The sequence below is a fragment of the Catenulispora subtropica genome, assembly GCF_039531675.1.
GTDB lineage: Bacteria > Actinomycetota > Actinomycetes > Streptomycetales > Catenulisporaceae > Catenulispora > Catenulispora subtropica.
This window is the reverse complement of record NZ_BAAAQM010000006.1, coordinates 1-19337: the sequence shown is the minus strand read 5'-3', so window position 1 is coordinate 19337 and position 19337 is coordinate 1. Positions and strand designations below refer to the sequence as shown.

Here is a 19337-nt window from a genome sequence, read left to right as displayed (position 1 = left end):
GGACAACCATGTCCGGGCCCGGATTCATGCGCTCAAGCGAACACGAACGCGACGACTGCTCCGGCGATGGCGGCCAGCCCCAGCGCGATGAAGACGAACGCGCCGCGGCCGTGCTCGCCGTGGACCACGATCTGGACGGGGTCGTCAGGGTCGTAGTGAACCAGGATCTTGCGGCCTTCGACGAGCGGCCGGCGCGCGGTGGGCGCGACCGGTGAGAAGACCTCCACCGGGCGGCCTTCATCCGTGTCGAACCTCAGTAGCGGCCGGTAGGCGGACGGTTCGTACTCCGGGTGGGTCGGAGCCGCCGCGATCGAGGCCCACGCGGTGTGTTCGCCGGCCAGCAGCCGACGCCGGCGTCGTCGTTCCATGACTCCGGCGAGCAGGCTCACCACCCCGCCGAGCAGGATCACCGCGCCGAGCACCGTCACGGCTCTCACGCTACGGCAGCGCCGTCAGGCCACTCGTGAGCGCCACGTTTGAATCCCATCCCGCTCCGCATGCATCACGCGAGCAAGGCATACCGGCAGTTGGGGCCGCGTTTTACTCCTGGCATGACTGATCTCGCGGCCCCGCCGACGGGGGCCGAGCCGCAACGCTTCGGCCCACGGCGTGTGCGCCGTAACTGGTCGACGCCGACGGCTCTGATAGGGAGCGCCGCGCTCGTTGTCGCCGCATCGACGGTGTTCGCCATAGTGGCGATCGCGACGTCCGGTCAGGTGCGTTCCGGCTTCGACGCCATCGGCCACTCCGAGGCACCGCAGGTCGTGGCGACCAACGATCTCGTGTATTCGCTCAACGACATGGATGCGAACCTGGCGAACGTCCTGATGGTCGGGGACAAGCAGCTCGGTCCGGGTATCGACCGGGCCTCGTTCGCGAAGCTGTTCGAGCAGGACCGTGCCGCCGCCGACCACGATCTGCAGCTGGCTGCCATCCATGCCGGACCGGACGGCGCTGCGGCGCAGCAGGTGGGGCAGGCGCTGGACGCTCTCGGCTCGTATGAGGCGCTGGCTGCACAGGTGATGTATTCGGACGCCGGCCATGCTGACCGCCCGGCTGGGCAGGTGCCCGCGGACGAATCAGCGCTGTTCGCAAAAGCCACGGATCTGATGCAGCAGACGGTGCTGCCGGCGGCTAAGACGGTGGCCGCCAGCAACGGGGCCGCGTTGGAGTCTTCGTACGAAGACAGGCACGACACAGCCGAGGCTGCTGTGTGGTGGATCGCCGGTTCCGGCGTGCTGGTGGTGGCTGCGCTCGGCGGAGTCCAGTTGCTGCTGTTTCGCCGCGCCAACCGGCTGCTGAACCCGGGCCTGGCCGCGGCCACGGTGCTCACGCTCGCGCTGACTGTCTGGGGCATGTCGGCGATGAGCAGCTCCGCCGAACACCTGCGCGGTGCGAAGAAGGATGCCTTCGACTCGGTCGCCGCACTCACCGCGGCCAAGGCACTGAGTACCGACGCCAACGCCGATGAGAGCCGGATCATCGTCGACCCGTCGCGCGCCGCGAAGTACCAGGACTCGTACCTCGCCAAGAGCGAGCAGCTGATGGACCTGGGCTCCGGCGTCACGCTCCAGACCTACGACTCAGCAGCACAGTCCGCCCTGGACACGTATTTCGGGGATCCGGTTCGGCATCCGGTCACTTTCGGCGGCTACTTCGGCGCCGAGCTGCGCAACATCACCTTCCCCGGCGAGCGTGCGGCGGCTGAGCAAGTCCTGCGTGCCTACCAGGTCTACGAAGTCGACGACCGCGAGCTGCGGCAGAAGCTGGCCACCGACCTGCCCGAGGCGATCCGCTTCGACACCAGCCCGGCGGCTTCGGATTCCGACGGCGCGTTCGTCGCCTACTCCGGCGCGCTCCAGAACGTCATCGACATCAACTCCAGGGCGTTCGGTACGAGCATCGACGCCGGGCTGTCGGGACTGCGGCCCTGGCCGTGGGTTCCGCTGGGCGGTGCGGTCACAGTCGTGGTGCTGCTCGTCATCGGAATGCGGCCGAGGCTGGCCGAATACCGCTGACCGGCTGAAACCCTCGCGGGATGCAAGCGGGTTGAGTCCGATTCACCCGGCCCGGCTTTGCGATCCTGGCAGCAGACGGAAGATCGGCGGCCGCAGCGCCGCCTGACGGGAAGGCGAGCTCCGGTGGTGACTGCTCCGGATACCGAGTCCGGTTTGTCGGCGACGGCCGCCGACGCCGGACCCGACAGCGCAGAGGCTCGCAAGGAGCGGGACCGGCTGACGGTGCCAGCCGGTCTGGCTGCACTATCGCTGGACGCGCTGGCCTCGGTGGCCTACGGTCCCGAGGCGATCGTCGTGGTGCTGGCGGCTGCGGGCGCGCACGGACTGGGCTTCACCCTGCCGGTGACGATCGCGATCGCCGCGCTGTTGGGTGTGCTCACCGTCTCCTACCGCCAGGTGATCGCCGCGTTTCCCAACGGCGGCGGCGCCTACGCGGTGGCGGGCGCGTATTTGGGCGAGCGGGTCGCCCTGGTGGCAGCCGCCTCGCTGATCATCGACTACATTCTGAACGTCGCTGTGTCGGTCTCGGCCGGGGTCGCGGCGCTCACGTCGGCCTACCCGGCGCTGTACGGGGACCGGGTGTGGCTCTGCCTGGCGGTGCTGGCCCTGATCACGGCGGTGAACCTGCGCGGAGTCGCCGAATCGGCCCGGGTGTTCATGGTCCCGACTGTGCTGTTCATCATCGCCATCGGTGTGGTGATCGTCGCCGGATTGCTCCGCACGCACCCGGCGACCGCGCCCTCCGACGTCGCGCTGGCCGGTCAGGTGGAGTCGGTGGGGCTCCTGCTTCTGCTCAAGGCGTTCGCCTCCGGCTGTTCTGCGCTGACCGGCGTCGAGGCGATCGCCAACGCGGTGCCGACGTTCCGTGCGCCGCGGGTGAAGCGGGCCCAGCGCACCGAGGTCGCGCTCGGGGCGCTGCTGGCCGTGATGCTGCTCGGACTGGCCGCGTTGATCGAAAAGTTCCACGTTGCCCCGGATCCCTCGGGCAAGACGGTGCTGTCCCAGCTCACCGACGCCGCGCTCGGTCACAACCTGGGGTTCTTCGCTGTCCAGTTCCTCACCATGATCCTGCTGGCGCTGGCCGCGAACACCTCCTTCGGCGGCATGCCGGTCCTGGGGAGTCTGCTGGCCCACGACAACTACGTCCCGCACCTGTTCGCGCTGCGTGCCGACCGGCAGGTGCACCGCTACGGCGTGCTCGTCCTGGCAGGCGCATCGGCGCTACTCCTGGTCGGCGCGCAGGGCGACACCCAGACGCTGGTACCGGTGTTCGCGATCGGCGTGTTCATCGGCTTCACCCTCTCCCAGGTCGGCCTGGTGCGGCACTGGCTGCACGAACGAGGCCCGGGCTGGGTCGGCCGAGCCCTGCTCAACGGCTTCGGCGCCGTGCTGACCACCGCCGCGCTGGCCATCGAGCTGATCTCCAAGTTCAGCGAGGGCGCCTGGCTGGTGTGCCTGGCGGTACCCGCCCTGGTGCTGTTGTTCGAGCGAGTGCGGGTCGGGTACGAACACGTCGGCGAAGTCCTCGGACTCGGGCACCTTCCCGAACCTGCACAGGAGCAGCAGGCGCTGGTGGTCGTACCTGTCGGAGCCGTGTCCCGCCTGACCCGCGAGGCGATCGGCGCGGCACTCTCCCTGGGCGACGGCGTCATCGCGGTCACTGTCGTGCACACCGATGAAGAGGATGAGGCCGCCGCCCGGGCACTCCAGGAGCGGTGGCGAGCCTGGCAGCCTGACGTGCCGCTGGAGGTGCTGCATTCCGAGCGGCGCTCCCTGACGAAACCGATCGTGGACTACCTGAACCGGTTGGAGAAGCGGGCTCCTGCCGGCCCGGGCGGCTTTGAGCGGATCATGGTCTTGATCCCGGAGGTGCAGCCGCGGCAGGCCTGGCATCGGCTCCTGCACAACCAGCGCGGCGCGGTGCTGGACCGGGCGATCCGGCGGCACACCACCGCGATCGTGTGTCGGCTGCGGTTCCGCCTGGACCAGTGGTGACGAACATCTCGCGGGTGGGACGTTTGCATCGCCGCGCACCACGTTTGCATCGCGCGAGCAGCGCCGTCGCGGCAGGTGGCAGCGGGTTCACTAGAAGGTAAAGCCCCGCTACCGGAAGGCAACGGCGCCAGTGACGCACATCCTTGTCGTGGACGATGAGCCGCAGATCCTGCGAGCCCTGCGCATCAACCTGAAGGCCCGTGCCTACGAGGTCGAGACGGCCGAGCGGGGCGTGGACGCCCTTGCGGCTGCGGCCCGGCGCCAGCCCGACCTGGTGCTGCTGGACCTGGGGCTTCCGGACATGGACGGCCTGGACGTCGTGCTGGGCCTGCGCGGCTGGACGGACCTGCCGATCGTGGTGCTCTCCGGGCGCTCGGAACAGTCCGAGAAAGTGCGGGTTCTCGACGCCGGTGCAGACGACTACGTGACGAAGCCGTTTGCGATGGAGGAGTTGCTGGCTCGGCTGAGGGCGGTGCTGCGCCGTCGTGAGTTCAGGGCCGAGGCCGGAGTACCGGTCAGCGCCCATTACGACATCGGGCCGAGCACCGTGGACCTGTCGCGGCACACCGTAACCCGCGACGGTGGAAACGTGCGGCTCACCCGTACCGAGTGGGCCGTCCTGGAGCTGCTGCTGCGCCACCCGAACCAGCTGGTCACCATCACCCGCATGCTGACCGAAGTCTGGGGCCAGAGTACGTCCGTGGACAGCGGCCACCTGCGGTTTCACATGGCCAGGCTGCGACGCAAGCTGGAGGCGGACCCACAGCACCCGGTCCACCTGATCACCGAGTACGGCACCGGCTACCGCTTCGTTCCCACAGCGTCGAGGGGACCGGATCCACGCCTCGCGTGAGCGGCGGCTTTGCATCGACCGTGGCGGTGTTTGCGTTCTGTCGCCGTCCCCGTCGCACGACACCACGCGGGGTACGACGGATCTGGAAACCCGCACAACGCGGACCTGGGAGTCCATGATGCACCCGGATTCGAGGCTCGAACCGGTGGCCACATTGTCAACGGCCTTCATCGGGGGCATCGTCGCCACCGCTGGGCTGGCCGCAATCGGCGGCACCCGTCACGTCGACGTCGATCTGGCGGCCTACGTCGGGCTCGCCGCCGTGCTCGGTCTGGGTGCCCGCTGGTGGGCCGCGCCGACGGCCGCGTTCATCCTGTGGCTGTTCTACGACGGCTTCCTCGTCGGTCGGCACGGCGATCTTGTCTGGCACGGCGCGATGGACGGCTGGCGGCTCGGCTTCATCGGCGCCGGGGCGCTCGGCGGGCTGCTGATGGGCCGGGTGACCAGGTTCGCTGTGGCCGTGCGGCATCGATGACTCCCGCACCAGATCATCCCATCCGAAGACGAGAGGCGACTCCCTGATGACCATCATGATCCACTATGACTATGTCAGCTGGGAGAAGCTGTTCCCGGGCTATGGCGTCGACCTCAGCGCCCTGAGTTTCGAACCCCCTGACGACTGCCGGGCCGGAGCTGAGGCGGCGCTGAAGCACCTGCGGATGGGCCGTAACCCGAAACCGCACAAAGTCGCCGAGATGCGCGGCTGCCTCACCGAGGCCCTGGCCGAAGCCGTAGACCTGCAATGCGGCTACGCCGCCGTGCTCTTCCCCAAGCCCAAACGCAGCGCCGATCACCTGTGGATGGAGTTCACCGCCTACGACAACACCGCTGCCAGCCTGACCCCCATAGACATCCTGAGGCACGACATCCTGGAGCCGGCACCCGGCGAGGCCGTCGTTCATGGGCCCAGCCGGATAGATCTGGCCTGTGGACCGGCGCTGCGGATGCTGCAGACGGCCGAGCGCGCATCCGATGGCACAACCACACGGACCTTCCCCCGACTGACGTTCTGCGGGACCGGTTCTCTCGGCAGCACCCTGTTCGTGATCCGGAGCCGTGCCAGCTCCGAGGATCTCACCGATCTCCTGGACGAGTTGGTGACTGCGTGGGCTCAAGGACTGGAACTCCCTGGCTGAAAGTCAGCACCCGAAATCAAAACGCAAACCGCGCGCCCCGCCCGCTGCCCGCTCACCCGTCGCAAACGATCACCCCGGTAGCGTAAAAGCCCTGCGAAAGCCTAGGGGAGAGGAACGGGGATGGGCGGCGGCACGCCTGATCTGAAGGTCGACTACGACCTGCTGAGCGAGTTCCAGCGCAACCTCACATTCGTTCACGACGAATTCGCCGGACTCGGCAGGGAAGTCCACGGCCTGGACTCGGCCTCCGGGTGGGGCCACCGCGAGATCAGCTCGGCGATGGACGACTTCGAACGCAACTGGAGCTATCACCGCGGCAAGCTCGAAAGCGCCATCGAAACCCTGCTGACCATGGTCCAGCAGACGCAGGGCACGTTCCAGGACGCCGACCAGCAGCTGGCCAAGGCCCTGCACGGCGATGCCGACGGCACCGGAACCGCCCCGAAAGGCGGCAAGTGATGGTGCGCCCGGCCGACTGGACCGATCTGACCGGCGACCAGGCCGACCCCGTGCCGGGCCGCCCGGCGGACATCCGTGACCAGGCCACGCGCATGAGCCGGGTCGCCGACTCGATCCGTGACCAGGTGACCGCCCTGCACAAGATCGCCGGCGCCGACCGGTCCCGGTTGAAGGGCCAGTACGCCGGCAAGATCACCGAGACCGCGGCGTCGCTGGCCGACCACCTGGGCAAGGCCGAACATCGTTACCGCACCGCCTCCGGTGAGCTGTCGGGGTGGGCGGACGCGTTGGAGGCGGCTCAGAAGGAGTCGTTCGACGAACACACTGCCGCTGAGACGGCAGTGGGACAGCAAAAGGCCGACACCCCAGTCCATCCGGGACCCGGCCAGCCGGTCCCGCCGACCGACCCGGCCAAGGACAAGGCCCTGCACGACGCGAACGCCGCGTTGGCCAAGGCCCGCAGCGACTGGAGCGGTACCAAGAGCCGTTTCGACGCCGTGGCCCATCAGCACGCCACTGCCATCCGGGCCGTTCGCACCGGCGACGGCCTGCACGACAGCCGCTGGGACAAGTTCAAGGAGACGATCTCCGACTGGTCCCGCGTCATCACCGACGTGTGCAACGGCCTGGGCTGGCTGGCCACGCTGTGCGCGGTGGTGGCGCTGTTCATCCCGGGCCTGAACGTGCTCGCCTGGATCGCGCTGGGAGTGACCGCGCTGAGCCTGATCGGCCACACGGCGCTGGCCGCCTCCGGCAACGGATCCTGGTTCGACGTCGGCCTCGACGTGTTCGCGCTGGCCACCTTCGGCGCCGGCCGGCTGGCCGGCCGCGGAGTCGAGGCCGCGCGCGACGGGCTGGAGGCCACGATGCACGGGCCGGCTGCGCTGCGGGCCGGCACCCGCGCCGCCGACGGCGTGCTGGAGGGCAACAAGGCCGAGCTCACCGCAGCCAAGGCGGTACTCGACGATCCGAACGCGCTTCCCGGCGCCAAGGCCTTGGCTCAGGTCAAAGTGACGCGGATCGAGCGTCTGGCCGCGGATGCCGAGGACGCCGAGATGGCGCGGATCAAGGATCTGGCCGACCACGGTTACGACTTCGACAAGATCGAGTTCAAGTGGCCCACGCTCAAGGCGATCGCTCACGGTGACCACGCCGCGGCCGCCCAGCGGGAATGGGCCGAGAACGTGGCCAAGGAGATGAAGGCCGTGGACCCGCACGTCATGGCTGACGTCGCCAAGCTGGAATCGAAGCTGACGCAGGCGCAGCGCGCGTTCCAGGCCGGTGCCGGCGCGGACAGCATCGACAAGGTGCTCGGCTCGGTCGTGTCGTGGCACGGCGGGATCTCGCCGTGGCCGGGCTGGCAGGGCTACTACAACGGCACCCGCAACCCCTTCTACACGCACAACCTGGGAACCTCATGGTGACGACACAAACCGAACCCCTGGTGACACCGAACTCATACGCGCTCGTCCTGCCGCCAGGATGGATCCGGGTGTCGCTGGGCGGAACCGTCGACGCCGCCGTCAAGGACATCGCCGACCGCATGTTCGCCCGCCTGCCCCGCGACGCCTACCTCGAACGGCGGCGCGAGATGGAGGACCTGCTGCGTGAAATGGTCCGGCAGGCCCGCGCCACCAACGGCATCGACCTGTACCTGCCGGTCGAGGAGATGCACGGCGTGACGGTATCCGCGTCCTTCGTCGTCGGTGGTGCCGCGCTGCCGGACGAACTCGACGACATCGACACCCTCGGTCTGCTCGGCGCGATGGCGGCCGACGGGGGCCTCGTCGAGGTCGACGGATCCGCCGGCGTGCGGACCGAAAGGATCCAGCCACCCGCCGCCGATCAGCCTGGCGCCACCGCCAGCCGCCGCGTCGACTATGTCTTCCCGATCCCCGGCGATACCCGCCGCTGGCTCACCGTCGCCTTCTCGACCCCCGGCGGTGGCGATCCGTCCGACCAGGTCGCCGACGTCCTGGTGCAGTTGTTCGACGCCATGATGTGCACCTTCGAATGGAGGACCCGATGAGCGACGCGTTCGACCGGGTACGGTTCGTCATCGATTTCCCCCACGCCGACATGGACACCTGGGTGGTGCTCCAGAAGAAGTTCCCTGACCTGGGCTGGGACGCCCCGGAACCCTGGGCGCGGATGTACGCCCAGGGTATTTGGGCTGCATTCAACGGCACCCACCGCGAAGCCCCGGAACCCGACCCGGAGTGGGTCGAGCACACCACCCGCATCATCCTGTCCGCCCGCGAACAGTTCACCGGCGACAACTTCCTGCACTCGATGCTGATGTTCCACGCACCTGACCGCCTGCCGGTCCCCGTCGGACTCGCGGTGTACGCGGCCGAGGTGCCGTGGAAGCAGGCCATACCGGTGTTCGCTGGCGAACACGACCCGGAGAACGTCAGCAAGCCCGTCATCGAGGACTTCCAGTACGCAGCCGGGGCGGTGGGTATACGCGCCATCCGCTACAGCCAGCTCGATCCGGAGAAGCAGACGGTGATGGCGCGGGTCGTGTACTACTTCCGGCGGGCCGGCATCGACACTCAGGTGATGGCCACGCTCATCGACCCCTCGGCGCTGAAGGACGCGCTGCCGAAGCTCGACGCGTTCGTCGCCAAGCTGGCGGTGTACACGCGATGAGCGAGCAGCCGGCGCCCTTTCCGCTCATGGCCCGCGTCCGGGAGATCCAGGAGAGCATCCGCACGATGGACGCCGCTGAAGGCTGGGGCTCGGATGCCATCCGCGATGCCCTACTGGGCCTGCTGGCAAGCGAGGGCCTGCCGATGGAGGAGCCGCTGGGGCGCCCGGAACCACTACTCGGTGATACCGTATAGTGGTACTCGGTGCTACGCAGTACCGGGCGACCGAGGAGGAGCTGCGTGGAGGATCTGACGGAGATGCTGAAGGGCACGCTGGAGGGCTGCGTCCTGGAGATCATCAGGGCCGAGGAGACCTATGGCTATGCCATCACACGCCGCCTGCACGAGCTCGGCTTCACGGACGTCATCGAGGGCACGGTCTACACCATCCTGCTGCGGCTGGAGAAGAACGGGCTCGTCGCGGTGACCAAACGGCCGTCCGAGGTGGGCCCGCCGCGCAAGTTTTACGCGCTCAACGACGCAGGGCGAAAGGAGCTCGCGACGTTCTGGGCGAAGTGGGAGTACGTCTCAACACGCATCGACAAGCTCAAGGAGGGCGGGAGATGACTTTCTGGGAAAAGATCACCGGCAGCGATCTCACCAAGGAATACAAGGCTTTCGAAGCCCGGGCGCAGGCGCTGCCTGCGGAGTATCACGCGGCCTGGGAGCAGATCAAGGGCAGCCTGTTCCCCTACGGGGACTTCACCGGCCGCAATGCCATGCCTCTCCTGGACGCCGCCCTGGGGCTGCTGGAAGAAGCAGCGGCGGACGGGCAGAGCATCGACGAGGTACTCGGCGACGACATCCCCGGCTTCACCGCAGCGCTGGCCGGCGGCCAGGGCGCCCGCACCTACCGCGACAAGTGGCGCGAGCAGCTGAACGGCAACGTCGCCCGCAAACTGGCTCGGCTGGGAGGCTGACATGGGCATTCACGACATCATCGAAGGCAAGAAGGAGTGGCGGGCACACGTCGCCCGAGTCAAGGCCCTCCCGCCGGACTACCAGATCGTCTACAACGAGATGCAGAAGTACCTGTTCAAGGTCGGCCCGGTCGACCTGACCGAGGGCAACCTGCTCGCCGGGATCGTCGACTTCTTCGAGGAGGGCGTCGCGGACGGCAAGGGAGTCCTGGAACTCACCGGCACCGACGTCGCCGCCTTCGCCGACGGCCTGATCAAGGACTCGCGCACCTACGCAGAGGTCTACCAAGAGGAAATCAACGGGAAGTCCGGCGCTGCCGGGAAGTGACGCCATTGGGCGTTGCCGCAAGATACGGCGACGGCCTACGAGGTAGGCGTCCTGCTCTCATCCGGTGACCCCAAGAGTCTCAACTGGTGCTTGGAGCAGCCGTGATACCGCCTTCACTAGCGGTGTATGCGGGCCGCCGTCGTTTCGGTAGCGGTGTTTGGGCGGTGTCAGTGCCCCCGAATCCCGGACCGATTCAGCGTGCCCGTCTCCGCGCTTGATGGAGGCGGGCATCGTTCGAGCAATGTGTGTGTACGCTATGTCCCCACCGTGATTGGGAGCAGACGAGTACCTTCCTGACATGGCGGTCTCCATGGACAACCCAGCAGGACGGCTCCACGCGCTGTTGACCGATCTCGGAAGGCAGACCGCGCAGCCCACGCTGGTTGACGCATGGCTCATCACGTTCGGTATCGATCAGAACGACACCGCTGAGCTGTACCGGCTTGTCGCACTGGCCACACAGCTCCCGGACCAGCTGCGGAATGAACTCCGTGACACCCTTTCCAGATCCCGACGAGAGAGCGGTCTACCTGCACTGGGAGCCCGGCGTCGGGGGCTTTGTCGCATCGCAACGTCATCTGAACATGTCGATACAACAGGCGATAGGCCACTGCGACAAAGCGACCATGCAGTCACTCGAAGTCTGCGACAAGGTGCTCCACAGAACGCGACAGCAGTACCAAGGACGTCATCCAGCGCCGTCCAAGGATGGGCGGGAACCACAGCTGGTTGCTCGGTGATTCGTGAAGCCCTAACGCGCTTCCGGGTATCCCCGACGGCGCCCATTCAGCGTCATGACTCCGGCCACGATCGCAGTTGCGCAGATGAGTCCCGTAGTCATCCACAGTGCCGCGTCGTGCTTCGGGGGCACGTTCGCCGCCGTCGCTGGTGAGTGGTGGTCGGCGGTCATCGATGCTGGGGGAGGGCCGGTGGGTGGGGAGGTGGGTTCCGCGGTGGTGACAGTCAACTGGGCCTGCCCTCTGCCGAGTGCGGGGAAGCCGCATTCGACCGTCACCGACCATTGGCCGGCCGGTAGTGCCTGTTCTGTGCTCAGAACCGAGCTGTCGCCTGCCGTGGTGACCAACCGCCATGGGCCGACGGAGCGTCCGTCGGTAGCGGTTGCGCTGAGCGTGCCGGCGATCGGCTCGTGTACCGGGTCGCCGTCGTTCTCCCAGGTGGCGACTATCTGGGGGCGACCGTGAAGCCCGCTGGAGATGTCGAACTTGATGCTGTCGCCGTGGGCGGCGGTCGGATCCGCTGAGCCGAAGGTCAAGACGGCCGTGAGCAGGATGAGCACGACCCATGTGATGCGGGATGTGTGCATTGCTGGCACCTCGTTAGCAGTGACAGGGTGCCCGGTAGGACTCGGGCTGGGGGGAACCAAGAGTCCTACCGGGCGGTCAGTCCAGCCGGATCAGGAAGACGGCTGGACGGTCCAGTTCTGGCTACTGCCGCCGGAAGGCTGCTGAAGCTCCAGCAGCCGGCCGCCGTAGTACCAGCGAGTGCTGATTCCGAGGACGAGCGTGCTGCCGTTCGGACTCAGCGTGTAGCCGCCGCTGTTAGCGGTGAGCTTCCACCGCTGCGCCGCCGCGGTGTTGTCGCAGTGCTGCTGCACCACGTACTGACCCGGTCGCGTCTGGCCTCCAGCCTGCAGGCACTTACCGGAACGCACGGACACGATCTGTACGGTGCCGTTGCCGGCGTCATGGAAGTGCCACTGCTGGTTCGTGGCACCCGTGCGCTGGTAGCTGATCAGCACGTTGCCGTCGCGGGTGGAGCCGCCCCACAAGTCCGCCGACAGGCCCGTCAGGCTGTTGAGCAGCAGATAGGGCTTGTCCGGGGTGACTGCTCCGGTGACCGGGAGGGTGCGGAAGGCCGTGGCTCGGCCGGGCCGGGATGTGTTGCTGTCCTGCATGTGGACCGCGACCGTGACCGAGTAAGCCGTGTCAGGAGTCATGCGGACGACCCGGACGACGGTCGACTGGACTGTGCCGAGCAGCCGTCCGTTCAGGCGGATGTCATAGCCGGTGGCATATGGGGTGGCCTGCCAGCTCAGCGTGACCGAGTCCTGGGCGATCTGGCCGACATTCACAGTCGGGCCGGTCGGCGGTGGCGCCGGGCTGGTCGGTCCCGGGGTGGTCGGTCCGGTGCCGGTCGGTCCGGCCGTCGTCGTAGCCGTCACAGACGTGCTCGGTCCCGGAGTTTTCGTGCTGGTCGGGTTCGGTCCGGGGCTGCTGGTGCTGGTCGAGCTCGGGCCGGTCGCCGTGGTGCTGGTCGGGTCGGGTGTGGTCGTGGTACCGGTCGGCGCGGTCGGTGTCGTCGGTTTCGGCGTGGTCGGGTTCGGGCCGCCGGTGGTGTTCGTCGTGCCGGTCGTGCTGGTCGGGGTCGGCGACGGGTTCGGGCTGGGGTTGTCGCCGGCGATCAGGAACTGGTTGTTCGCCACGTTCCAGTGCGTGGCCAGGTAGCTACCGGGCTGCGGCGCGGTGTTGTAGTAGTCGTCGTGGTTGCAGTCCAACCGGTCGTCGTGTGCCTGATCGGAGCACAGGATCTGCATCTTCGGGTAGTCCGGTGAGTCGGAGTAGCACATGATGTCCCACTCGTCGACACAGTGGCCGGCCTTGCTGCTGTGCGGGGCGCTGTCGTTCACGGCGCCGAGGTTGTGGCCGAGCTCGTGGGCTGCCACCGAGCCGGTCCAGCAGCCGTTGTCCGAACGGCCGTAGGAGGGGCCGAAGTTGCTCCAGTTGTCCTGGCCGGCCCGCTCGTCACCGGCGAAGGTGCCGATGCCGCAGTACACCTGTGCGTCGGCGAAGACCATGTACTTGCGGTCCCTGCGGTTGTAGCCCTGGGCGGCCAGAGCCCTGTTGGACGCGCTGAAGTCGGTCATGGCCGCCGCGGGCACTTCGACATCCAGCACTGCGACGGTGCAGTCAGGAGCGGTGGCGTACCGGATGTGGCGCACCCCGCCGGTTTCGGCGGCACTGGCGTTGTAGATCGCGTCGGTGTCCGCCGCCCACTTCTTGAAGGAGGGCAGGTATTGCGCGAAACGATCCTGGTCCGGGCCGTGCATGTAGATCACCTGGACCCGGTTGCCGGTGACTCCGTCCCCGTCGCAGACCACGGCGTTGCCGCCGGCCGGAGCGGCGGCCGCACCGGTGGTGTCGGCCGGTGCCGAGTCGGCTCGGGCCCCGGCCGTCAGGTTTCCGGTCTGCGCGTCGAGCACCGGCGGCGCGTCACTGAGCAGATCCGAAGGGGCAGGCGCCGTGCCGTCACCCGTGGTCGGGGTGTCGGGAGTCGCGGTCGTCGGGGTGATGACCGGCTGTGTGCCGCGGTGGACGTCCAGCCCGGACGGTGGGGCGTCCGGGCCGTGGGAGCACTGAACGGTGTTGCTCACCTGGTACATGCCGACACAGGGCGTGCCCTGCGCGGCCGGCGTCAGCCCGGCATAGACCATGCCCCGTGCTTTGTCGTCCTTGGGGGGCGCCTTCAGCGGTTTCGGCGGCACCACGTGGTCCGGCTTCACAGCCTGGGTGGGTGGAGCCGAACTCGTCACAGCGGCCGGATCGCCGATCGATGAGCTCTGCTGCGAGGCTACGGGATGGTCGGGGTCCGACATCGTACTGACGCCGACCACCCCGGCTGTCACGGCCGCGGTCGCGGCCAAGGCTATGCCCAACAGGGCACGGGGACTATGGCGTCGGTTCTGTCTGCGATCACGTGGCATCTGAAGTTCCTGTCTGTTACGCGGTAGCCGAATTCGGCAGCAGCTATCGCCGCAAGGCATGGCCACGCGGGACACGGCTACCGATGGAGAAGGCCCGGCGAGCGCCGACCATGGAGAGCAGGCTTTGTCGCGATCCGCCCGAATCAAAAGCGGAGGGAGGCGTCGAACCCGATGGCGCCTGGAGCGGGATCACCGCTTCGGCAATGACCCAAAGCTGAGTCTGTCGCCCGATATTTGCGGAGAGACATGATTCAGAAGGTTTGGTGTCGTTACGCGGAAGATTCTGGCGGTACCTGGTGTCCTGTGTCAATCAAAGGTGAGCACCTCCATGACAAACTCTGCTCTTGCCTGCTCTGACCTGCGCAGAATCGATCATGACTGGGTCGCCGACCTCCTGGCGTGGAGACGGGCGACGAAGATGGATCTCTCGTCGTCTTAGGAGAGCGTGGCCGACGTCGGGAGTCACACATTTTTGCGCTGGAGTTTGCCTAATCCTCGCCTGGCCCGCTCTACCTGCAAGTTCGTAGCGTCGGGCGGGGCGCGGATGAGGTGTCGTGGATGCGCGGCGGCAGGTGCCGCCGGCGTTCGAGATCGTGCGCATCTCCAACGGGCCCGACATCGAAGCGCTCGACCGCAAGCATGTGCTTCTCTGTGCGAAAGATGAAAGAAAATGATCGTTTTGATCTTTGATCGATCACTTGACGACAGGCTGACTGCACGCTTCACTGTCCGATATGCGCACACTCCGTGGACTACTGCTCCAGGGCCCCCACGGCTTCCCGCGGTAAACGCCCTCGCGCCGTGGGGCCGCTCGCGCCACCTTCGCTCGCTGAGCCGCCGCCTCACCACGTCGCCTAATACATCGGATGTGTCTTCGTCTCGCAGTCTCAATGCCCTCATACGCACTTCTCGGATGCACGATCCTCGCCGCCGTCGTACCGACGCGCATGGATTGCTATAAGTCCTGCTCACAGCCGTTGAATGAGACTCCTGTGGCCACGCTGATCAGCTGACGCCACCTTGACGGCATGGTGGGCCAGCGCTAGCCTCCGGCACTAAAAGATCCGATGATTTGTCGACCAAGCGGCAAGGTTTCTCAGCCGTCAGCGTCAGCTCTGTGAAGGTTGCTCCTCGCTGGCTTCGGTGTCGGTAGGCCGCTCACAGGGCTTAGCCAGCTCTCGCATGCAGCTGGTCTTCGTGCTGCTGCGAGTACCGCAATGCCCCGCGCCAGTCGTCCGACGGGGCGGGAAGCGCCCGCAGAGAGAGGGAACGATGTCGCTCGTAAGAATCAGACGTTTGGCGGTTCTAGCCGCCTGCGTCACCGCTTTGGCTGTGCCGATGACCGGCATGGCCGCGACACAGGCGTCGGCGGTAACGGTCACCACCACGCTCAACCTGTACGTCAGTCCGACCGGCGGAGTGGGTTCGTGCACGAGCAGCACGGCACCGTGCTCCATTCCGGCGGCGGCCGCGGCGGCTCGAGCGGTCGACAAGTCGGCCAACCGCGTGGTCGTCAACGTGGCCGACGGCACGTATCGGATGCCAGATCAGCTGGCGTTGACGGCGGCGGACTCCGGGGCGGCGGGTAACCCGGTCGTTTGGCGCGCGGCCAACGGAGCGCACCCGTTGTGGGAGGGCACGTCCCAAGTCACCGGCTGGCAGGCGACGGGAACCAAGAACATCTATCAGGCCACCGTCCCCCGGGGGCTGACGCCCCGGCTGATCACCGTGAACGGCGTACGCGCTGTTGAGGCCCGTGGTTTTCAGTGCACGAGCTGCGCCATAACCGCCTCCGGGATCAGTGGGTTGCCAGCGCAGGTGGCGTCGTTGACGGGTTCGTCGATGCAGGTCGCGATCCGCGCTCGGTGGCGGAACTTTCACTGCGGGATCGCATCAGTGTCCGGAACCACCGCCACAATGCAGGAGCCATGCTGGGGCAACGCCTTCCAGAACACCGAAACGGGTTGGCAAAACGCCGCACCCAGTGCGAACGACGGCAACGGCGTGGACTACATCGAGAACTCCTATGACCTGCTGGGTACGCCAGGTCAGTACTTCATGGACTCCGCCAAGGGCCTGTTGTACTACGTGCCCCGCGGCAATGAGGATCTCACCACCGCCGATGTGGAGCTGCCCACGCTGGAGCATCTGCTGACGTTGACTGGCACACTCGACGCGCCAGTCCACGACATCGCCTTCAGTGGTATCACCTTCGCCGGAACAACATGGAACGAGCCGTACGGCCCTGGTGGGTATGTCGGCGGCCAGTCCGGATACCACATCGTCGGCACACAGACCTCGACGATAGCCGGCAGCACTGAGAGCAGCGCGTATGAGCGGACCATCTCGGCGGTCACCGTTTCCGCCGGCAAGGACATCGTCTTCAGCGGGAACACGTTTCAGAACCTGGGGGCCGCCGCGGTGTCGTTGGAAGGCGGCACCACGCAAAGCTCCCTGAACGGCAACCTGTTCCAAGACCTGGCCGCCGGCGGAGTGCAGGTGGGTGACAACATCCACGCTCCCACCGACCCCCGGGCGAAAGCCAGCAACAACTACGTCGTCAACAACACCGTCACCCGGGACGGGCGGGAGTTCGCCGACGCGGTGGGGATCACCGGCTATTACAACAACGGTCTGGTGATCCGGCACAACACCGTCACCGATGTGACCTACTCCGGTATCTCGGTGGGCTGGGGCTGGGGTTTCGTCGGCAGCGCGCCGACGCAGAGCAACATCCACGTCGACCAGAACAAGATCTCGAAGTTCATGCAGTCGATCTACGACGGCGGCGCCATCTACACCCAGGCCAGTTCGCCGGGGTCCACCATCTTCGCGAACTACATCGACTTCTCGCAGACCCACAACTCACCCGGCATCTACGAGGACGAGGCCAGTGCGTTCTACACCGCCACCAACAACGTGGTCCGCGGCATAGATCACGTGCACGAGAACAAGAACGTCTCGTCTACCGAGCAGTGGATCGCCAACTGGGCCACCTATGAGAACCACGACCTGACGATCCAGTACAACTGGACCGACGACAACATCAACAACTACTACTCACTGAGCCCGAACAGCATCTACACACCTAACAGCATCAACGTCACCGCCTGGCCGGCCGCAGCCCTGGCGGTGCAGGCCCAAGCCGGTGCGGATCCACGGATCACCGGAGCCTCGCTGCTGTTCGCCGACAGCCAGGAGACCACCGGGGAGAACGGCGCCGCCGTCAATGCCGTCGACGGTAACCCGGCCACGTTCTGGCACACCGAGTGGTACAACGCCGCCCCGGGTTTTCCTCACGAGATCCAGCTCGATCTCGGCGCCGAGTACGCTGTCGACGGATTCCGCTATCTGCCACGGCAGGATGGCGGTGTGAACGGCAGGGTCGGCAGCTACGAGGTTTACGTGTCGGACTCTGCAACCAGCTGGGGCACCCCGGTGTCCACCGGCACCTTCGCGGACACCGCTGATGAGAAGACCCTGTCCTTCCCGTCGGCACGGGGCCGATACCTGCGGTTGCGGGTACTGACCGAAGCGGGCAATCGCGGGCCGTGGACAAGCGCCGCCGAGATCTCGGCCACCGGTCTGCCGATCGCCGGCTCCGGAAACGACTTCTGGATTTCCACCCCGCCAGGCAACACCAGCGTGAATCCCGGCAACGCCATCACCACCACACTGACCGCAGTCCAGACGGCCGGCACGGCCCAGCCGGTGACACTGTCGGCGACCGGACTACCCGCAGAAGCCACGGCATCGTTCAGCCCCTCTCCAGTCACCCCGGGATCGTCTACCAACCTGACCATCAAGACCACGCCCACCACGGCATCCGGCACCTACCCGATCACCGTCACCGCGACGCAGGGATCGGTCAGCCACGCTGTCACCTATAACCTGACGGTGGTCGGCACCGGCACTGGCACGATCGTCGGCGTGGGAAGCAAGCGCTGTGTCACCGTTCCGGCGGCTCCTCAGATGCAGCTTTCCGATTGCGTGGGCGGCCAGGCCCAGACCTGGACGCTTGCGAGCGACGGCACCATTCGTGCCATGGGGCAGTGCTTGACCAGCCAGAACGGTAGCTCTGCGTCCGTGACGCCGGTCCAGCTCGCCGCTTGCGGCGGCTCAGCCCAGCAATGGACTTACGAGCCTTCCACCCTGGCCTTCACACTGCTCGGCCAATGCCTGGACGCATACGGCGGCGGCACAGGCAACGGAACTCCGCTCATCCTCTATCCCTGCACGCAGAACTCGAACCAGCAATGGAGACCCTCGGTCTAGCACAGTGGTGAATGGGGGCTGCACCACAGCGTGCAGCCCCCATTTTCTTGCGCTCACGCGGCGATTCGATCCCGGCCGGGACCGTTGGCAGGCCGTCGCCCGGAGTATCCGCGGCCTGCGGTGGTCAGTCGCCGGTAATCGTCCAGATTCCCGACAAGATTCTTCACTGTGCGCGAGCTTGCCGGGCGGTCACGGCACGGACCGTCGGCGACAGACTCAAGCCTGCTTGCCGAGGTCGTGGCCATGTTCGCCACGCCTGATGCTCGATTCTGCGCGATTAGATCATCCGTCGGCATGCTAACGCCCATTTTTCAGCGGGTCCGGACCCGACTACTCAGGAAAACTCAAGCCCGATGACAGGACTTCGCTACAGCTTCAGGCTGGCGAACGGTCATGGCGTTTCGCGGCCACCCCCAACAGCATGGCGATTTGATCGATAACAGATACATTGCCCTGCTTTATTTGATAAAGCTCAATAGTTCCACGGAGGTTCCCGGCAAAACCGCCTCTAGTGACTCCCTACCAGGGCGATCGGATGCTCGGTACAAGGGAAGCGGCTCCGGGCAGCCGACCACAGGGTGGGTCGAGCTGTTGACAGGGGGATGCGCCGGTATGAATAATCGCCGTCACACGCAGATGATTGAAGATGCGTGAATGGCGTTCAAGTCAGTCAAACTCCTCCAGGGATCCTGTGAGTAGAGAGCGCGGCGCCCCACCCTCACGTCGCTACCGGCCTCACGCCTCGCGAACCATCACCGCTCGAGATTCTTCTCGAGAAACGTCCTATGAAGGCAGGTATTGAGATGAAGCGCTCCATAGTCCTCGCCGCCGTCGGCCTCTCCCTGGCGCTGGCCGCCTCGGCGTGCTCCTCCAGTAAGTCCTCGGGCGGTCCGTCGTCGAACGGCAGCTCTGGCGGCAACTTCGGTGACTCCTCCAAGCCGGTGACCATCTCGCTGCTCGCGCCGTCCTACGGCAGCAGCG

At 66.6% G+C, this 19337-nt stretch carries 17 protein-coding genes; 14 read left to right on the top strand and 3 right to left on the bottom strand.

The window, feature by feature from the left end:
• Window positions 1-32: 32 nt before the first annotated feature.
• Window positions 33-428: a DUF3592 domain-containing protein gene (locus ABD466_RS07445; protein ID WP_344656204.1), complete on the bottom strand. Its 396-nt coding sequence runs from the start codon at window positions 426-428 to the stop codon at window positions 33-35.
• Window positions 429-551: 123 nt separating this feature from the next.
• Here ABD466_RS07445 and ABD466_RS07440 point away from each other — a divergent pair, with 123 nt between their 5' ends.
• From ABD466_RS07440 to ABD466_RS07380, 13 genes are all read left to right on the top strand, one after another.
• On the top strand, window positions 552-2018 hold the full coding sequence (locus ABD466_RS07440; protein ID WP_344656203.1) for a hypothetical protein: 1467 nt from the start codon (window positions 552-554) through the stop codon (window positions 2016-2018).
• Window positions 2019-2141: 123 nt separating this feature from the next.
• Complete coding sequence (locus ABD466_RS07435; protein ID WP_425558575.1) at window positions 2142-4013, top strand: APC family permease; 1872 nt, start codon at window positions 2142-2144, stop codon at window positions 4011-4013.
• A 130-nt stretch (window positions 4014-4143) separates the two neighbouring features.
• A complete protein-coding gene (locus tag ABD466_RS07430; RefSeq protein ID WP_344656201.1) occupies window positions 4144-4866 on the top strand; it encodes a response regulator in 723 nt (240 codons plus the stop codon).
• A 115-nt stretch (window positions 4867-4981) separates the two neighbouring features.
• A complete protein-coding gene (locus ABD466_RS07425; RefSeq protein WP_344656200.1) occupies window positions 4982-5341 on the top strand; it encodes a hypothetical protein in 360 nt (119 codons plus the stop codon).
• 46 nt (window positions 5342-5387) lie between these two features.
• Complete coding sequence (locus tag ABD466_RS07420) at window positions 5388-6002, top strand: hypothetical protein (RefSeq protein ID WP_344656199.1); 615 nt, start codon at window positions 5388-5390, stop codon at window positions 6000-6002.
• Between the two features lie 120 nt (window positions 6003-6122).
• Window positions 6123-6461 carry a hypothetical protein gene (locus tag ABD466_RS07415; RefSeq protein WP_344656198.1) on the top strand — a complete coding sequence of 113 codons (339 nt, stop codon included), beginning with the start codon at window positions 6123-6125 and terminating at the stop codon, window positions 6459-6461.
• Window positions 6461-7885 (top strand): hypothetical protein, encoded by a 1425-nt coding sequence (locus tag ABD466_RS07410; protein WP_344656197.1) that lies wholly within the window; start codon window positions 6461-6463, stop codon window positions 7883-7885. Before ABD466_RS07415 ends, ABD466_RS07410 begins: the two co-directional genes overlap by 1 nt.
• Window positions 7879-8490, top strand: coding sequence for a hypothetical protein (locus ABD466_RS07405; RefSeq protein WP_344656196.1), 612 nt, complete (start codon window positions 7879-7881; stop codon window positions 8488-8490). Before ABD466_RS07410 ends, ABD466_RS07405 begins: the two co-directional genes overlap by 7 nt.
• Window positions 8487-9113, top strand: coding sequence for a hypothetical protein (locus ABD466_RS07400; protein ID WP_344656195.1), 627 nt, complete (start codon window positions 8487-8489; stop codon window positions 9111-9113). Before ABD466_RS07405 ends, ABD466_RS07400 begins: the two co-directional genes overlap by 4 nt.
• Window positions 9110-9307, top strand: a complete 198-nt coding sequence (locus tag ABD466_RS07395; RefSeq protein WP_344656194.1) for a hypothetical protein — start codon at window positions 9110-9112, stop codon at window positions 9305-9307. The genes ABD466_RS07400 and ABD466_RS07395 overlap by 4 nt, the downstream gene beginning before the upstream one ends.
• Window positions 9308-9352: 45 nt before the next feature.
• A complete protein-coding gene (locus ABD466_RS07390; RefSeq protein WP_344656193.1) occupies window positions 9353-9679 on the top strand; it encodes a PadR family transcriptional regulator in 327 nt (108 codons plus the stop codon).
• Window positions 9676-10032 (top strand): DUF1048 domain-containing protein, encoded by a 357-nt coding sequence (locus ABD466_RS07385; RefSeq protein WP_344656192.1) that lies wholly within the window; start codon window positions 9676-9678, stop codon window positions 10030-10032. The genes ABD466_RS07390 and ABD466_RS07385 overlap by 4 nt, the downstream gene beginning before the upstream one ends.
• Window position 10033: 1 nt before the next feature.
• Window positions 10034-10360: a DUF1048 domain-containing protein gene (locus ABD466_RS07380; protein ID WP_344656191.1), complete on the top strand. Its 327-nt coding sequence runs from the start codon at window positions 10034-10036 to the stop codon at window positions 10358-10360.
• Between the two features lie 751 nt (window positions 10361-11111).
• Here ABD466_RS07380 and ABD466_RS07375 read toward each other — a convergent pair.
• Together ABD466_RS07375 and ABD466_RS07370 are read right to left on the bottom strand one after the other, a co-directional pair.
• Window positions 11112-11684 (bottom strand): hypothetical protein, encoded by a 573-nt coding sequence (locus tag ABD466_RS07375; protein WP_344656190.1) that lies wholly within the window; start codon window positions 11682-11684, stop codon window positions 11112-11114.
• Window positions 11685-11774: 90 nt separating this feature from the next.
• Window positions 11775-14033 (bottom strand): RICIN domain-containing protein, encoded by a 2259-nt coding sequence (locus ABD466_RS07370; RefSeq protein ID WP_344656189.1) that lies wholly within the window; start codon window positions 14031-14033, stop codon window positions 11775-11777.
• Between the two features lie 1386 nt (window positions 14034-15419).
• Here ABD466_RS07370 and ABD466_RS07365 point away from each other — a divergent pair.
• Entirely contained in the window at window positions 15420-18356 is a 2937-nt protein-coding gene (locus ABD466_RS07365; RefSeq protein ID WP_344656188.1) for a discoidin domain-containing protein, read from the top strand.
• The last annotated feature ends 981 nt before the right edge of the window (window positions 18357-19337 follow it).

What these genes read in the sequence shown, in the direction of transcription:
- ABD466_RS07420 (WP_344656199.1), top strand. Translation starts at nt 5,388, where the DNA reads ATGACCATCATGATCCACTATGACTATGTCAGCTGGGAGAAGCTGTTC.
- ABD466_RS07380 (WP_344656191.1), top strand. Translation starts at nt 10,034, where the DNA reads ATGGGCATTCACGACATCATCGAAGGCAAGAAGGAGTGGCGGGCACAC.
- ABD466_RS07395 (WP_344656194.1), top strand. Translation starts at nt 9,110, where the DNA reads ATGAGCGAGCAGCCGGCGCCCTTTCCGCTCATGGCCCGCGTCCGGGAG.
- ABD466_RS07385 (WP_344656192.1), top strand. Translation starts at nt 9,676, where the DNA reads ATGACTTTCTGGGAAAAGATCACCGGCAGCGATCTCACCAAGGAATAC.
- ABD466_RS07405 (WP_344656196.1), top strand. Translation starts at nt 7,879, where the DNA reads ATGGTGACGACACAAACCGAACCCCTGGTGACACCGAACTCATACGCG.
- ABD466_RS07375 (WP_344656190.1), bottom strand. Translation starts at nt 11,684, where the DNA reads ATGCACACATCCCGCATCACATGGGTCGTGCTCATCCTGCTCACGGCC.
- ABD466_RS07415 (WP_344656198.1), top strand. Translation starts at nt 6,123, where the DNA reads ATGGGCGGCGGCACGCCTGATCTGAAGGTCGACTACGACCTGCTGAGC.
- ABD466_RS07440 (WP_344656203.1), top strand. Translation starts at nt 552, where the DNA reads ATGACTGATCTCGCGGCCCCGCCGACGGGGGCCGAGCCGCAACGCTTC.
- ABD466_RS07400 (WP_344656195.1), top strand. Translation starts at nt 8,487, where the DNA reads ATGAGCGACGCGTTCGACCGGGTACGGTTCGTCATCGATTTCCCCCAC.
- ABD466_RS07425 (WP_344656200.1), top strand. Translation starts at nt 4,982, where the DNA reads ATGATGCACCCGGATTCGAGGCTCGAACCGGTGGCCACATTGTCAACG.
- ABD466_RS07410 (WP_344656197.1), top strand. Translation starts at nt 6,461, where the DNA reads ATGGTGCGCCCGGCCGACTGGACCGATCTGACCGGCGACCAGGCCGAC.
- ABD466_RS07365 (WP_344656188.1), top strand. Translation starts at nt 15,420, where the DNA reads ATGACCGGCATGGCCGCGACACAGGCGTCGGCGGTAACGGTCACCACC.